Raw genomic sequence first — 16,164 nt, 5'->3', positions numbered from 1 at the left:
GTGTTTGGCCCGGAGGTTCAGGTTTGGCGGGGCGATGGGTGCAACCCGGCGGTCCCGCTTTTCGCGATGACCGCCAACCGGAGAGAGCTTGCTGTGGAACGAGCGGCAAAAAAAGAGGCGGTCGAACAGCTCAATGAGGTCTTCAAGACCACGGGCGTCGCGATCGTTGCTCAATATTCCGGCCTGACCGTTGCCCAGATGCAGAAGCTGCGTACGCAGATGAAGCAGGCTGGCGCCTCGGTGAAGGTCTCGAAGAACCGTCTCGCCAAAATTGCTCTTGAAGGCACTGACGTCGTTGCCATCGGCCCCATGCTGAAGGGACCGACCGTGATCGCGACTTCCAACGATCCGGTAGCGGCGCCAAAGGTCGCCGTCGAATTCGCCAAGGCGAACGAAAAGTTCGTCATCATCGGCGGCTCGATGGGAAAGACCGTCCTGAATGTCGATAGCGTGAAGGCGCTTGCCTCACTGCCGTCGCTTGACGAACTGCGCGGCAAGATCGTCGGCCTCATCGTGGCCCCGGCGACCAAGCTGGCCCAGCTCGCCAATGCGCCCGCGGGCAAGCTCGCGCGCGTCATCCAGGCTCATGCCTCAAAGGGCGAAGCGGCCTGACGCCCTTCGCAAAACTCAAACCCGAACCAGACTTAAATCTAAGGAACTGAACAATGGCTGACTTGCAGAAGATCGTTGACGACCTCTCGAGCCTCACCGTGCTCGAAGCCGCTGAACTCGCGAAGCTCCTCGAAGAGAAGTGGGGCGTTTCGGCTGCCGCGGCCGTCGCCGTGGCCGGCCCGGCCGGTGGTGGCGCTGCCGCCGCTCCGGCCGAAGAGAAGACCGAGTTCACGGTCGTTCTCGCCGCTGCCGGCGACAAGAAGATCGAGGTCATCAAGGAAGTCCGCGCCATCACCGGTCTCGGCCTGAAGGAAGCAAAGGACCTCGTCGAGGGTGCTCCGAAGCCGCTGAAGGAAGGCGTGAACAAGGAAGAAGCCGAGAAGATCAAGGCCCAGATCGAGAAGGCTGGCGCCAAGGTCGAGCTCAAGTAACGCAAGTTACTCAGCGAAATCCCGGGCTCGCGGAGCGAGACCCGGGATCTCGTCCCAAGATCGTGGATGGCCGGGTCAAGCCCGGCCATGACGATCGGAAGGCTCGAGGGTCAGATGCAAAAGGCGTGCGACGGAACGTCCCGACGCAGGTCGAACACGAAAAAGTGTGGGGATTTGAGGGTTTACCCCTCGAATCTCCATTATTGTCGCCCCATATCGGGTCGGCAGCACGAAAGCGCGGTGGGCAGGGATGCCGGATTTCCCTGTAAGCCGTTGGGAGAGCAGGCTATTTCGGGCTTTTGCAGTCCGTGAAGACGATCGTTGTGACGGGCGGGCGCGCTTCTGCGCCCCGCGCGTCGTTTTGCGTTTTGAAGGTCTGAAGAACAGATTCAGGACATTCCCGCCCTGAAACTGAGCTTCCGGCCCCCAAGACGGGTTCGAAAAATTCAACCCGGGGAGCGGTGGCAGCCGCGTTCCGGACGGTTCGCCCAGAGCGGGCGACGAAATGAGAGGCCACGATGGCGCAGCAGACATTCACCGGTCGCAAACGCGTTCGCAAGTTCTTCGGACACATCAAGGAAGTCGCCGAGATGCCGAACCTCATCGAGGTTCAGAAGGCGTCCTATGACCAGTTCCTGATGGTCGACGAACCCCAGGGCGGCCGGCTCGACGAGGGTCTGCAGGCGGTGTTCCGCTCGGTGTTTCCGATCTCCGACTTCTCGGGCACCTCGATGCTGGAATTCGTCCGCTACGAGTTCGAGCAGCCCAAATACGACGTCGACGAGTGCCGCCAGCGCGGCATGACCTTCGCTGCGCCCCTCAAGGTGACGCTGCGCCTCATCGTGTTCGATATCGACGAGGAAACCGGTGCCAAGTCGGTGAAGGACATCAAGGAGCAGGACGTCTACATGGGCGACATCCCGCTCATGACGATGAACGGCACCTTCATCGTCAACGGTACCGAGCGCGTCATCGTCTCGCAGATGCACCGTTCGCCGGGCGTGTTCTTCGACCACGACAAGGGCAAGACCCATTCGTCGGGCAAGCTGCTGTTCGCCGCCCGCGTGATCCCGTATCGCGGCTCCTGGCTCGACATCGAGTTCGACGCCAAGGACATCGTCTATGCGCGTATCGACCGTCGCCGCAAGATTCCGGTGACGTCGCTGATGTTCGCCCTCGGCCTCGACGGCGAGGCGATTCTGTCCACGTTCTACAAGAAGATCCTCTACAAGCGGACCAAGGAAGGCTGGCGCGTTCCGTTCGACGCCAACCTGTTCCGCGGCTATTCGACCGTCAACGATCTGATCGACGCCGACACCGGCAAGGTCGTGCTCGAGGCCGGCAAGAAGCTCACCGTCCGTGCCGCCCGCCAGCTCCAGGAGAAGGGGCTGAAGGCGCTGCGCATGGCGGACGAGGAGCTGGTCGGCAATTACGTCGCCGAGGACCTCGTCAACCCGAAGACCGGCGAGATCCACGCCGAGGCCGGTGAGGAGATCACCGACAAGCTGATGAAGGCGCTCAACGAGCAGGGCTACAAGGAGTTGCCGCTGCTCGACATCGACCACGTCAATGTCGGCCCCTATATCCGCAACACGCTCTCGGCCGACAAGAACATGACGCGTGAGGACGCGCTGTTCGACATCTACCGCGTGATGCGTCCGGGCGAGCCGCCGACGCTGGAATCGGCGCAGGCCATGTTCCAGTCGCTGTTCTTCGACGCCGAGCGCTACGACCTCTCCGCGGTCGGCCGCGTCAAGATGAACATGCGCCTCGACCTCGATGCGCCCGACACCCAGCGCACGCTGCGCAAGGAAGACATCCTCTCCGTCATCAAGACGCTGGTGGACCTGCGCGACGGCAAGGGCGAGATCGACGACATCGACCATCTCGGCAACCGCCGTGTGCGCTCGGTCGGCGAGCTCATGGAGAACCAGTATCGCATCGGCCTCCTGCGCATGGAGCGCGCGATCAAGGAGCGCATGTCCTCGGTCGACATCGATACGGTCATGCCGCAGGACCTGATCAACGCCAAGCCGGCGGCCGCCGCCGTGCGCGAGTTCTTCGGCTCCTCGCAGCTCTCGCAGTTCATGGACCAGACCAACCCGCTCAGCGAGATCACCCACAAGCGCCGCCTGTCGGCGCTTGGACCGGGCGGTCTGACCCGCGAGCGCGCCGGCTTCGAAGTGCGCGACGTGCATCCGACGCATTACGGCCGCATCTGCCCGATCGAGACGCCGGAAGGTCCGAACATCGGCCTGATCAACTCGCTCGCGACCTTCGCGCGCGTGAACAAATACGGCTTCGTCGAGACGCCGTACCGCAAGGTCAAGGACGGCCGCGTCACCGACGAGGTCGTGTACCTCTCGGCGATGGAGGAGGGCCGTTACACGGTCGCGCAGGCCAACGTGCCGCTCGATCCGAAGGGGCGCTTCACCGAAGATCTCGTGGTCTGCCGTCACGCCGGCGAAGTCTTGCCGGTGACGCCCGACAAGGTCGACTACATGGACGTGTCGCCGAAGCAGCTCGTTTCGGTGGCCGCGGCGCTGATCCCGTTCCTCGAAAACGACGACGCCAACCGCGCGCTGATGGGCTCGAACATGCAGCGCCAGGCGGTGCCGCTGGTGCGCGCCGAGGCGCCGTTCGTCGGCACCGGCATGGAAGGCGTGGTTGCGCGCGACTCGGGTGCCGCGATCGCGGCGCGCCGTTCGGGCGTGATCGACCAGATCGACGCGACCCGCGTCGTCATCCGCGCCACGGAAGATCTCGATCCGACCAAGTCGGGCGTCGATATCTACCGCCTGATGAAGTACCAGCGCTCCAACCAGTCGACCTGCATCAACCAGCGTCCGCTGGTGAAGGTCGGCGACGTCGTCAAGAAGGGCGACATCATCGCCGACGGTCCCTCGACCGATCTCGGCGAGCTCGCTCTGGGCCGCAACGTGCTGGTCGCGTTCATGCCGTGGAACGGCTACAACTTCGAAGATTCGATCCTGCTCTCCGAGCGGATCGTGAAGGAAGACGTGTTTACCTCAATTCATATCGAAGAATTCGAGGTGATGGCCCGCGACACCAAGCTCGGACCTGAGGAAATCACCCGCGACATTCCGAACGTCTCGGAAGAAGCGCTGAAGAACCTCGACGAAGCCGGTATCGTCTACATCGGCGCGGAAGTGCGCGCCGGCGACATCCTGGTCGGCAAGATCACGCCGAAGGGCGAAAGCCCGATGACGCCGGAAGAAAAGCTGCTGCGCGCCATCTTCGGCGAGAAGGCTTCCGACGTCCGCGACACCTCGCTGCGCGTTCCTCCGGGCGTGCAGGGCACGATCGTGGAAGTGCGCGTGTTCAACCGTCACGGCGTCGACAAGGACGAGCGTGCGCTGGCGATCGAGCGGGAAGAGATCGAGCGTCTGGCCAAGGACCGCGACGACGAGCAGGCGATCCTGGACCGCAACGTCTACAACCGTCTTGCCGAGCTGCTCGAAGGGCGGCAGGGCATCGCAGGTCCCAAGGGCTTCAAGAAGGACACCAAGATCACCCGTGCGGTGCTCGAGGAGTACCCGAAGTCGCAGTGGTGGCTGTTCGCTTCGCCGAATGACAAGCTGATGGCCGAGATCGAGGCCATGCGGAAGCAGTACGACGAGTCGAAGAAGGGGCTGGAACAGCGCTTCCTCGACAAGGTCGAGAAGCTCCAGCGCGGTGACGAATTGCCGCCCGGCGTGATGAAGATGGTCAAGGTCTTCGTCGCGGTGAAGCGCAAGATCCAGCCCGGCGACAAGATGGCCGGCCGTCACGGCAACAAGGGCGTGGTGTCGAAGATCGTGCCGATCGAGGACATGCCGTTCCTCGAAGACGGCACGCATGCCGACATCGTGCTCAATCCGCTGGGCGTGCCCTCGCGCATGAACGTCGGACAGATCCTCGAGACCCATCTCGGCTGGGCCTGCGCCGGCCTCGGCAAGCGTATCGGCCAGACGGTCGATGCTTACCTGTCGAAGCAGGACATCAAGCCGCTGAAGGAAACCTTGAAGAAGGTCTACGGCGAGGACGAGACGATCAAGTCGCTCAACGACAACGAACTGATCGAGCTCGGCCATAACCTCAGCCGCGGCGTGCCGATCGCAACCCCGGTGTTCGACGGCGCCAAGGAAGCCGACATCGAGGAGATGCTGAAGCTCGCCGGTCTGGACGCTTCGGGTCAGTCGACCGTCTATGACGGCCGCACCGGCGATCCGTTCGATCGCAAGGTGACGGTGGGCTACATCTACATGCTCAAGCTGCACCATCTCGTCGACGACAAGATCCATGCGCGTTCGATCGGTCCGTACTCGCTCGTCACCCAGCAGCCGCTGGGCGGCAAGGCGCAGTTCGGCGGCCAGCGCTTCGGCGAAATGGAGGTGTGGGCGCTCGAGGCTTACGGCGCGGCGTACACGCTCCAGGAGATGCTGACGGTGAAGTCGGACGACGTCGCCGGCCGCACCAAGGTGTACGAGGCGATCGTGCGCGGCGACGACACGTTCGAGGCCGGTATTCCGGAATCGTTCAACGTGCTGGTCAAGGAAATGCGCTCGCTCGGCCTCAACGTCGACCTGCACAATTCCAAGATGGGACCGGCGCCGACGTCGGAAGCGGCCGAGTAATTCGACCTGTCATGCCCGGCCGTCGCGGCCGGGCATTGGCGCCCCTCCCGAGGCCTTGAGGGCAGGGCGCCCCGCTAAGTGATTTTCGAATTTGCGGCCGGAGGCGACCGGCACGCGAGGAGAAGACGATGAACCAAGAAATTATGAATCTCTTCAATCCGACGACGCCGGCTCAGGTCTTCGACCAGATCCGGATCTCGATCGCGTCTCCGGAAAAGATTCTGTCCTGGTCCTACGGCGAGATCAAGAAGCCGGAGACCATCAATTACCGTACTTTCAAGCCCGAGCGCGACGGCCTGTTCTGCGCCCGCATCTTCGGGCCGATCAAGGACTACGAGTGCTTGTGCGGCAAGTACAAGCGCATGAAGTACAAGGGCATCATCTGCGAGAAGTGCTCGGTCGAGGTCACGCTGTCGCGCGTCCGGCGCGAGCGCATGGGCCACATCGAGCTCGCAGCCCCCGTCGCCCATATCTGGTTCCTGAAGTCGCTGCCCTCGCGCATCGGCCTTCTGCTGGACATGACGCTGAAGGATCTCGAGCGGATCCTCTATTTCGAATATTACGTCGTGCTGGAGCCGGGCCTCACCGCGCTGAAGGACCGTCAGCTGCTGTCGGAAGACGAGTATCTGAAGGCGCAGGACGAGTACGGCCAGGATAGCTTCACCGCCATGATCGGCGCCGAAGCGATCCGCGAGCTGCTCAAGGGCATGGACCTCGAGAAGCTCGAGCTGTCGCTGCGTGCGGAGATGCAGGAGACCGACTCCGACATCAAGCACAAGAAGCTCGCCAAGCGCCTGAAGATCGTGGAAGCGTTCCGCCACTCCGGCAACAAGCCGGAATGGATGATCATGACGGTCGTCCCGGTGATTCCGCCGGACCTGCGTCCGCTGGTGCCGCTGGACGGCGGCCGCTTCGCGACCTCCGACCTCAACGACCTCTATCGCCGCGTCATCAACCGCAACAACCGCTTGAAGCGGCTGATGGAGCTGCGCGCGCCGGACATCATCATCCGCAACGAGAAGCGCATGCTTCAGGAAGCGGTCGATGCGCTGTTCGACAACGGTCGCCGCGGCCGCGTCATCACCGGCGCCAACAAGCGCCCGCTGAAGTCGCTCGCCGACATGCTCAAGGGCAAGCAGGGCCGCTTCCGTCAGAACCTGCTCGGCAAGCGCGTGGACTATTCCGGCCGATCGGTGATCGTGGTCGGTCCCGAGCTGCGCCTGCATCAGTGCGGCCTGCCGAAGAAGATGGCGCTCGAGCTGTTCAAGCCCTTCATCTACTCGCGGCTCGACGCCAAGGGTCTGTCCACCACGGTGAAGCAGGCCAAGAAGCTGGTCGAGAAGGAGCGGCCCGAGGTCTGGGACATCCTGGACGAGGTGATCCGCGAGCATCCGGTGCTGCTCAACCGCGCGCCGACGCTGCACCGTCTCGGCATCCAGGCGTTCGAGCCCGTGCTGATCGAGGGCAAGGCGATCCAGCTGCACCCGCTGGTCTGCTCCGCGTTCAACGCCGACTTCGACGGCGACCAGATGGCCGTGCACGTTCCGCTGTCGCTCGAAGCGCAGCTGGAAGCGCGCGTCCTGATGATGTCGACCAACAACATCCTGCATCCGGCCAACGGTCAGCCGATCATCGTGCCGTCGCAGGACATCGTGCTGGGCCTGTACTACGTCTCGATCATGCGCGAAGGCCTGCCCGGTGAGGGCAAGATCTTCGGCGACATGGCCGAGCTCGAGCACGCCCTGCACGCGAAGGTCATCCACCTCCACACCAAGATCAAGTACCGGTGGCAGGGCATGGACGAGACCGGCAAGGTCTCGACGCGCTGGATCGAGACCACCGCCGGCCGCGTCATGCTCGGCAATCTGCTGCCGAAGAATCCGCGGATTTCGTACGAGATCATCAACAAGCTGATGACCAAGCGCGAAATCTCGGGCGTGATCGACCAGGTCTACCGCCACTGCGGCCAGAAGGAGACGGTGATCTTCTGCGATCGCATCATGGCGCTCGGCTTCTACAACGCGTTCAAGGCCGGCATCTCGTTCGGCAAGGACGACATGGTCGTGCCGCACGGCAAGTGGAAGATCGTCGACACCACCCGTACGCTGGCGAAGGACTTCGAGCAGCAGTACAATGACGGCCTGATCACCCATGGCGAGAAGTACAACAAGGTGGTCGACGCCTGGTCGAAGGCCACGGAAGAAATCGCCAAGGCGATGATGAAGGAGATCTCCGCCACCAAGAAGACGGCGAGCGGAGCCGATGCCGACATCAACTCGATTTACATGATGGCTCACTCCGGTGCCCGCGGTTCGCCGGCCCAGATGCGCCAGCTCGCCGGCATGCGCGGCCTGATGGCCAAGCCTTCGGGCGAGATCATCGAGACGCCGATCATCTCGAACTTCAAGGAAGGCCTCTCAGTGCTCGAGTACTTCAACTCGACCCACGGCGCCCGCAAGGGCCTCGCGGATACCGCGTTGAAGACCGCGAACTCCGGCTACCTGACCCGCCGTCTGGTCGACGTCGCGCAGGACTGCATCATCACGCAGAGCGATTGCGGCACCAAGCTCGGCATCAAGATGCGCGCCATCGTCGATGCCGGCACCGTGGTCGCTTCGCTCGGCTCGCGCATCCTCGGACGCACGGCCTGCGAAGACATCCGTGACAGCTCGGGCAAGGTGATCATCAAGCGCGACACGCTGATGGAAGAGAGCCATCTGGACGCCATCCAGCAGGGTGGCGTGCAGGAGGTGAAGATCCGCTCGGCGCTGACCTGCGAACTCGTCAACGGCATTTGCGGCAAGTGCTACGGCCGCGACCTCGCCCGCGGCACGCCGGTCAACCACGGCGAAGCGGTCGGCGTCATCGCGGCGCAGTCGATCGGCGAGCCGGGTACCCAGCTCACCATGCGCACCTTCCACATCGGCGGTGCAGCGCAGCTCAACGAGCAGTCCTTCGTCGAAGCCAATTTCGACGGCAAGATCGTGATCCGGAACAAGGCCATCGCCCGCAACAGCGAAGGTCACCTGATCGCGATGGTGCGCAACATGGTGGTGGCGATCGTCGATGCCGACGGCACCGAGCGTGCGACGCACCGCGTCCAGTACGGCTCGCGCCTGCACGTCGACGAAGGCGACATGGTCAAGCGCGGCCAGCGCATCGTCGAGTGGGATCCCTACACCCGTCCGCTCCTCACCGAAGTCGAAGGTACCATCGGCTTCGAGGATCTGGTCGAGGGGCAGTCGATCTCGGAAACGCTCGACGAGGCCACCGGTATCGCCAAGCGCGTGGTCATCGACTGGCGCTCGACCCGCGGCGGCTCGGACCTGCGTCCGGCCATCGTGGTCAAGGGCAAGGACGGCAAGGTGCTCAAGTTGCCCCGTGGCGGCGATGCCCGCTACATGCTGTCGGTCGACGCCATTCTCTCGGTCGACGTCGGAGCCAAGGTCAACCCGGGTGACATCCTCGCCCGTGTCTCGACCGAAAGCGCCAAGACGCGCGACATCACCGGCGGTCTGCCGCGGGTGGCGGAGCTGTTCGAGGCCCGGCGTCCGAAGGATGCGGCGATCATCGCCGAAATCGCGGGCACCATCCGGTTCGGGCGCGACTACAAGAACAAGCGTCGCATCTCGATCGAGCCGATGGACAAGACCGAGGAGGCGCGCGAGTACCTGATCCCGAAGGGCAAGCACATCCACCTTCAGGACGGCGACGTCGTCGAAAAGGGCGACTTTATCGTCGAAGGCAACCCGGCGCCGCACGACATCCTTGCGGTCAAGGGCATCGAGGAGCTCGCGGCCTATCTGGTCAACGAGATTCAGGAGGTCTACCGGCTCCAGGGCGTGCTCATCAACGACAAGCACATCGAGGTGATCGTCCGTCAGATGCTCCAGAAGGTGGAAGTCACCGACCAGGGCGACACGGACATGATCTCCGGCGAGCAGGTCGACAAGATCGAGTTCGACGCGCTGAACGAGAAGGCCAAGGAAGAGGGCAAGAAGCCCGCCACGGGAACGCCGGTTCTGCTCGGCATCACCAAGGCGAGCCTCCAGACCCGCTCGTTCTTCTCGGCGGCCTCGTTCCAGGAGACCACCCGCGTCCTCACGGAAGCGGCGGTCAACGGCAAGGTCGATCCGCTCGAAGGCCTCAAGGAGAACGTCATCGTCGGCCGGCTGATCCCGGCGGGCACCGGTGCCTCCATGGCCAAGATCCGCGAAGTCGCCATGAAGCGCGACAAGCTGATCCTGGACGAGCGCGAGAAGCAGGCGGCCGTCGTGTCGCCCGCGCCGGAAGCAGAGCTTCCTGCGTTGCCGCCCGCGGAATGATGGTTCATCCGTAGGACTACCGAGGACAATGAAAAGGCCGGCTTTTGCCGGCCTTTTTGCTGCTTTCTTTGCTTGCTGCGATGCAGGATCAGCCTTTATTCATCTTTCCTTCAGTCGCAAAAGCGCTTCTGCTAGGAGAGCTTAGACCGGTGGTCCCGTGACGGGGGCAGCGCCGAAAAGACCACGGAACTCACATGCTTGATCTCGCAATCGTAGGCGGCGGCCCCGGCGGGCTGATGAGCGCTTGGTATCTGAAGCGCAAGCTCGGCGAGCTCTGCCGCGTCACCATCTTCGAGGCGTCCGATCGGCTCGGCGGCAAGATCGTCACCCGCAAATTCGATTCGGCGCCTGCCATGTATGAAGCCGGCGTTGCCGAGATCTACGATTACTCGATGACCGGCCCCGATCCGCTGCGCGAGCTGATCCAGCATTTCGGGCTCCAGACCATTCCGATGGACGCCGAGCAGGTGCAGTTCGGTGGCGAGTTTCTCAACGACGTCGCCGGCATGCGCCGCAGATACGGCGCCAAGACCGCAGCCGCGATCGAGGCATTCCGCAAGCGCTGTGCCGAAATGATGTCGCCGATCGAGTATTACGAGGGCGTCGGCGCGCACGACAACGAGAACCCCTGGGCTTACAAGACCGCCGAGCAGGTGCTCGACGAGGAGGTCGAGGACGAGACGGCCAAGCGCTTCTTCAAGGTGATGGCGCGCTCGGACATCGCGACGGAGAGCCACAACACCAACGGCCTCAACGCGCTCAAGAACTATCTGATGGATGTCGACGGCTATATCGGCCTCTATTCCATCCAGAACGGCAACGAGCAGCTGATCGAGTGCCTGCAGTCGGAGGTCAATGCCGACATCCAGCTCAATCATCGCGTGCTCACCGTCGGCAAGGCGCCGACCGGCCGCTACCAGCTCAAGATGATGAACGGCAAGGGGCCGGAGACGCGCGATTTCGATCTCGTGCTGGTCTGCCTGCCGCATTCCTGGCTCGCCACCGTGGGCTGGGAAGGCGAGCAGCTGCGCAAGTCGATGGTCAAGCACGTCTCCTATTTCGACCGTCCGGCGCACTATTTGCGTGTGTCCATCCTGTTCGACAGCCCGTTCTGGGGCGAGAAGATTGCCGGCGCCTGGTTCATGTCGGAGGCCTTCGGCGGCTGCTGCGTCTACAATGAGGGCGCGCGCCACGACGTCGGCAAGCATGGCGTCCTGAACTGGCTCATTCCCGGCTCGACGCGCTGGCGTTCGCCAATCTGTCGGACCAGGACCTGATCGATGCGGCGCTGAAGTCGCTGCCGGCTTCGCTCGGCGATGCGCGCTCGCATTTCATGGAAGGCAAGATTCACCGCTGGCTGTCGTCGGTGAACGCGATTCCCGGCGGTCTACCTGTGCGCGACGTGATGACCAATCACCGGCCCGAGCCGAAGGAGCATCCCGGCATCGTTGTGGTCGGCGACTATCTGTTCGACTCGACGCTGAACGGACTGCTCGATTCGTCGGATGCGGCGACCGACATCATCCTGACCGAGATGATGCGCCTGCGCCGCGAGCGTGCACAGGACGACAAGCCGCTCTCTGACAAGATCGATCGCCGCTATTTCGAGAACTATCGTGGCCTCGGCCCCTATCACGAGGCGTGGCGCAATTTCACCGATCCCGATTATCTGACCAAACTGATCGGCATTGTCTGGGGCAGCGCGAAGGGCGCCAAGCTGCTGGTCGCGGGCTCCGCCAGCGGCGAGCTGGTCGGTGCGCTGCGCGATCGCGGCATTGACGCCTGGGGAATCGAGAACAACCGCGCCATCCACGCCAGGACGCCGAAGGCGCTGAAGAAGTACAACAAGCTCGGCTCGGTCACCGACATGCCGTTCAAGGACGGTGCGTTCGACTTCGTGTTCGAGACCAGCCTCTGTCACGTGTCCCCGAAGCAGGTGGTCCGCGCGATCCGCGAGCTGAACCGCGTGGTCAAGACCGGTCTCGTGTTCGGCTCGATCACCTCGGACATGGCGCCGGCACTGATCGACCGATACGACCTGCTTCGTGGCGTCAAGAAGCTCGGCACCTGGTGGGAATGGTCCGAACTGTTCTTCGGTAACGGTTTCGACCTGTCGATGCACCGCAAGGAATGCACCGATGCGCTCTGGGAGGCGACGCTCGCCGCCAACAAGGGCCCGGGTCAGTGGTACGCCGACGCCGACAGCTTGCGCTACTCCTTCTTCGACAAGGTCGAGGACGAGGACGACGACTAGCTGGCTGCGGTGCCTGCCGAATTTGCCAATTGTTTTGCCGAATTCATCTTGATCGCATAGAATCGCTGCAATAGCGGTTGCCGCTATTCCTGCATTCTCTGCGGTCATGCCGGCCGTCAGCATCGGTTGGTTTCATGGCGTCCAAGCCCCTCCCGCCCGACAAACAGAAGCTCGCCGCGGAAGAAGCGGCCGAGCTCGACGACAAGCTCGCCGCCGGCGCCAAGCCGGACCTCGAAGACGACGAGGACGAAGAGGAGGGGGAGGACGAGCTGGAGCTCGATGACGACGATGAGGACGAGGACCTCGTCGTCTTCACCGCGCGCGAGGCCGCCGGCGCGCTCGCCACCATCGTCGGCTTCGTCAGGCCCTATCTGACCAATTACAAGCGGATGCTGTCCTACGTGGCGTTCGGCGTCTTCGTCGAGACGCTGTTCAACGTCATCATGCCGCTCAGCCTGAAATACCTGATCGACGACGCGCTTGGCGAGGAGGACTTCCAGGCGCTCTACAAGATCCTCGGCGTGCTCGCGGTCACCGGCATCTTCACCTCGATCGTCGCGGTCTGGTACGAGCGCTGGGATGCGCGGCTGGCCGCCTGCGTCATCTCGGACATCCGCACGCGCCTGTTCGAGCACGTCCAGGATCTGCCGGCGGCCTATTTCGGCCGCACCAGGCGCGGCGAGATCCTGTCGCGCTTCTCGGTCGACCTCTCGGCCGTCGAAGGCTCGGTGAAGACATTTGCCAACAGTGCCGCGCTGCCGTTCATGGAACTGATCGCCGGCATCATCCTGATGCTGTTCCTGAACTGGCAGCTCGCCGTGGTCGCGCTGCTGGTGTTCCCGATCACGCTGATCGGGCCGCGCATCCTGACGCCAAAGGCCGTGCAGGCCAATTACGAGCAGAAGCAGAACGAGAGCGCACTGCTTGGCATGGTGCAGGAGAACGTGGCGGCGCAGGCCGTGATCAAGGCGTTCAGCCTGCAGCGCAAGATGTTCGGCTTCTTCCGCTTCCGCAACGACGAGACCCGCAACAGGATCGCCTCAGCGACCTTCCTGTCGACCATGGTGGAGCGAACGGTCACCATATCGGTCCTTCTCCTGCATCTCGTGGTGCTCGCGATCGGCGCCTATCTGGCCACAACGGGCCGGATCACCATCGGTACCTTCGTCACCTTCGAGAGCGCGTTCTGGGAGGTCTCCTACAACATCGCCCATGTGATGCATTTCATTCCGGTGTCGATCTCCTCGGCCGCCGCGATCCGGCACATCCAGGAGCTGCTCGACGAGCCGACGCGCGCTGCCGACCGCCCCGGCGCGCCCGACCTGCCGCGCATCACCAACGACATCACCTTCGACCACGTGACGTTCCAGTACGAAGGCAGCCAGACGCCGGTGCTGGACAATCTCAGCCTCAAGCTCAACGCCGGCAAGCGCATCGCCATCGTCGGGCCCTCGGGCTCGGGCAAGAGCACGCTGCTCAATCTGATCCTGCGGCTCTACGTGCCCGACGAAGGCCGCGTCACCATCGATGGTGTCGACGTGCGCAAGGTGACGCTGGATTCGCTGCGACGGAGCATGGCCGTGGTGTTCCAGGAGAACATGCTGTTCAACATGTCGATCCGCGAGAACATCCGGCTCGGCAAGGAGGGCGCGACCGACCAAGAGGTGGAGGAGGCGGCCAAGAAGGCCGAGATCCACCGCTACATCATGAGCCTGCCGCAGCGATACGATACCCCGGTCGGCGAGCGCGGCGATACGCTCTCGGGCGGCCAGCGGCAGCGCATCGCGATCGCGCGCGCGATCATCCGCAATCCGTCCGTGCTGCTGCTGGACGAAGCCACCTCGGCACTCGACCAGACCACGGAAGCGGCGATCAACCGCACGCTGCTGAAGGTCGCCAAGGGCCGCACCATGATCTGGTCGACCCACCGCCTGACCTCGGTGGTGGAGATGGACGAGATCATCGTGATCTCGGGAGGCAAGGCGATCGAGCGCGGCACTCATGCCGAGCTGCTTGCGAAGAACGGCACCTATCGCAAGCTGTGGAACGACCAGATCCACCAGCCGCATGGCGCTATGGCTCACGCCGACGAGCGTGACGATGACGACGAGGATGAAGACGACCTCGATGAGGACGAGGACGGCGAGGAGGAATGATCGCGGACGTTCGGGGCCGGCGGGACGTGCGCCGGGCCGATTCGACGCCCAACACCGACTCGGTGATTCCCAAGTGTGAGACCCTCGGCCCGCACGGCGGCGGATTTTTTCGGCCCTTGGAAAGACCTGATCGGCCGTTCGTCGATCGTCCGCCTTGCCGGGATGATGCCCGCGAGACGGCGCATCGCCGAGCCGGAAGCGCCCACAACGGCAGCGGATTGGCGCAACGGCGGGACAACGGCCCGATTCTCGAAATAAAAGTATATTTAATCCGGGTAAAAATGCGCTTGAAGCTGGCGGAACTGCCGCTTCGCACCCATATCGGGAAGGCGTGGCGGGGGCGGCAAACATCGATTTCGACAGGCGCCAGAAGCGTTTTCTGACTGTCGTTTCACCTTGACTTGACCGATTCTCACTTATAGAAAGCGCCTCACTTAACGACAGGCGGTGAGCATCGCCAGCGTCGGAACGGGCCACCCGTCTGATCCCCACGGACTACGTCTACCAGGGGTCGTAAAGACGGGCACCAACCTCGACGAATGCCGCTCAAACGCTGTCGATCATAGCTAGGCAATGCCAGTGCGATTTTAGTTCTCTTGAGCACGTTCTCTTGAGATCGAACTCGGATGCATGACCTCAGTGCGCGGGCCGCGGCATTGTGCTGATCGGCCTCAATACTGCGGTCCTCTGTGGCGTCGAAGCGCTTTCCGCTCAGCAATGGAGCGGTTGGCGCAATTTCGCTTTGTGTGGATCGATCCGCGCAGGGCGGCCCCGTCGGGCGGGTGGCCCGAGAGAATTTGCGGTCCCGGCAACGGGCTGCGGCAAGACAGCGGGCCCGGAAGGGGTCGCGACAGAACAAAGGGTAAGGCCAGGATGCCGACGATCAACCAGCTGATCGCTCAACCGCGGGAAGTGCAGAAGTCGCGCAAGAAGGTGCCGGCGCTGCAGCAGTCGCCTCAGAAGCGTGGTGTTTGCACCCGCGTCTACACCACGACCCCGAAGAAGCCGAACTCGGCGCTTCGTAAGGTCGCCAAGGTGCGCCTGACCAACGGCTTCGAGGTGATCGGCTACATCCCCGGCGAGGGCCATAACCTCCAGGAGCACTCGGTGGTCATGATCCGCGGCGGCCGCGTCAAGGACTTGCCCGGCGTGCGCTACCACATCCTCCGCGGCGTTCTGGATACCCAGGGCGTCAAGAACCGTAAGCAGCGTCGTTCGAAGTACGGCGCGAAGCGTCCGAAGTAAGCGGGAACCAGGCCTATGTCTCGTCGCCATTCAGCGGAAAAGCGCGAAGTTCTCCCGGATCCGAAGTTCGGGAACATCATCGTCACGAAGTTCATGAACTCGGTGATGTACGCCGGCAAGAAGTCGGTTGCCGAAGGCATCGTCTACGGTGCGTTCGGGATCATCGAATCCAAGACCAAGCAGAACCCGCTCGGCGTGTTCGAGCAGGCGCTCGAGAACGTCATGCCGACGATCGAGGTTCGCTCCCGCCGCGTCGGCGGCGCGACCTACCAGGTTCCGGTCGAAGTTCGTTCGACCCGCCGTCAAGCACTTGGCATCCGCTGGCTGATCTCGGCCGCGCGCGAGCGCAACGAGAAGACCATGACCGAGCGGCTTTCGGCCGAGTTGCTGGATGCGTCAAACAATCGTGGGAACGCCGTCAAGAAGCGCGAAGACGTGCACCGCATGGCGGAAGCCAACCGCGCCTTCTCGCACTATCGCTGGTAACGGCGAAACAAACGGACT

8 protein-coding genes and 1 pseudogene are annotated in these 16,164 nt (G+C 63.1%); all 9 read left to right on the top strand.

Annotation, left to right across the window (positions count from 1 at the left end):
• Nucleotides 1-93 precede the first annotated feature (93 nt).
• Nucleotides 94-612, top strand: a complete 519-nt coding sequence (gene rplJ / locus LPJ38_RS28645; RefSeq protein WP_145629800.1) for a 50S ribosomal protein L10 — start codon at nucleotides 94-96, stop codon at nucleotides 610-612.
• Nucleotides 613-665: 53 nt separating this feature from the next.
• The gene (gene rplL, locus LPJ38_RS28640) at nucleotides 666-1,043 is read left to right on the top strand and encodes a 50S ribosomal protein L7/L12 (protein ID WP_060736373.1); all 378 of its coding nucleotides are present in this window, start codon (nucleotides 666-668) and stop codon (nucleotides 1,041-1,043) included.
• Nucleotides 1,044-1,561: 518 nt separating this feature from the next.
• Nucleotides 1,562-5,680, top strand: a complete 4,119-nt coding sequence (gene rpoB / locus LPJ38_RS28635; RefSeq protein ID WP_145629801.1) for a DNA-directed RNA polymerase subunit beta — start codon at nucleotides 1,562-1,564, stop codon at nucleotides 5,678-5,680.
• Between the two features lie 128 nt (nucleotides 5,681-5,808).
• A complete protein-coding gene (gene rpoC, locus LPJ38_RS28630) occupies nucleotides 5,809-10,005 on the top strand; it encodes a DNA-directed RNA polymerase subunit beta' (RefSeq protein WP_145629802.1) in 4,197 nt (1,398 codons plus the stop codon).
• Between the two features lie 194 nt (nucleotides 10,006-10,199).
• A pseudogene (locus tag LPJ38_RS28625) lies at nucleotides 10,200-12,259 on the top strand (FAD-dependent oxidoreductase).
• A 134-nt stretch (nucleotides 12,260-12,393) separates the two neighbouring features.
• Complete coding sequence (locus tag LPJ38_RS28620; protein ID WP_145629804.1) at nucleotides 12,394-14,415, top strand: ABC transporter ATP-binding protein; 2,022 nt, start codon at nucleotides 12,394-12,396, stop codon at nucleotides 14,413-14,415.
• On the top strand, nucleotides 14,412-14,798 hold the full coding sequence (locus tag LPJ38_RS28615) for a hypothetical protein (RefSeq protein ID WP_145629805.1): 387 nt from the start codon (nucleotides 14,412-14,414) through the stop codon (nucleotides 14,796-14,798). The genes LPJ38_RS28620 and LPJ38_RS28615 overlap by 4 nt, the downstream gene beginning before the upstream one ends.
• Before the next feature lie 490 nt (nucleotides 14,799-15,288).
• Nucleotides 15,289-15,660: a 30S ribosomal protein S12 gene (gene rpsL, locus LPJ38_RS28610; protein ID WP_007603006.1), complete on the top strand. Its 372-nt coding sequence runs from the start codon at nucleotides 15,289-15,291 to the stop codon at nucleotides 15,658-15,660.
• A 15-nt stretch (nucleotides 15,661-15,675) separates the two neighbouring features.
• The gene (gene rpsG, locus LPJ38_RS28605; protein ID WP_008136420.1) at nucleotides 15,676-16,146 is read left to right on the top strand and encodes a 30S ribosomal protein S7; all 471 of its coding nucleotides are present in this window, start codon (nucleotides 15,676-15,678) and stop codon (nucleotides 16,144-16,146) included.
• The last annotated feature ends 18 nt before the right edge of the window (nucleotides 16,147-16,164 follow it).

The organism is Bradyrhizobium daqingense (genome assembly GCF_021044685.1).
GTDB lineage: Bacteria > Pseudomonadota > Alphaproteobacteria > Rhizobiales > Xanthobacteraceae > Bradyrhizobium > Bradyrhizobium daqingense.
Note: the sequence above shows the minus strand (reverse complement) of the source record. Positions and strands in the feature narration are given on the sequence as shown.

Bases quoted from the DNA above. Each gene is read 5' to 3' on its own strand.
- rplL (WP_060736373.1), top strand. From the start codon at position 666: ATGGCTGACTTGCAGAAGATCGTTGACGACCTCTCGAGCCTCACCGTG.
- rpoB (WP_145629801.1), top strand. From the start codon at position 1,562: ATGGCGCAGCAGACATTCACCGGTCGCAAACGCGTTCGCAAGTTCTTC.
- rpoC (WP_145629802.1), top strand. From the start codon at position 5,809: ATGAACCAAGAAATTATGAATCTCTTCAATCCGACGACGCCGGCTCAG.
- LPJ38_RS28620 (WP_145629804.1), top strand. From the start codon at position 12,394: ATGGCGTCCAAGCCCCTCCCGCCCGACAAACAGAAGCTCGCCGCGGAA.
- LPJ38_RS28615 (WP_145629805.1), top strand. From the start codon at position 14,412: ATGATCGCGGACGTTCGGGGCCGGCGGGACGTGCGCCGGGCCGATTCG.
- rpsL (WP_007603006.1), top strand. From the start codon at position 15,289: ATGCCGACGATCAACCAGCTGATCGCTCAACCGCGGGAAGTGCAGAAG.
- rpsG (WP_008136420.1), top strand. From the start codon at position 15,676: ATGTCTCGTCGCCATTCAGCGGAAAAGCGCGAAGTTCTCCCGGATCCG.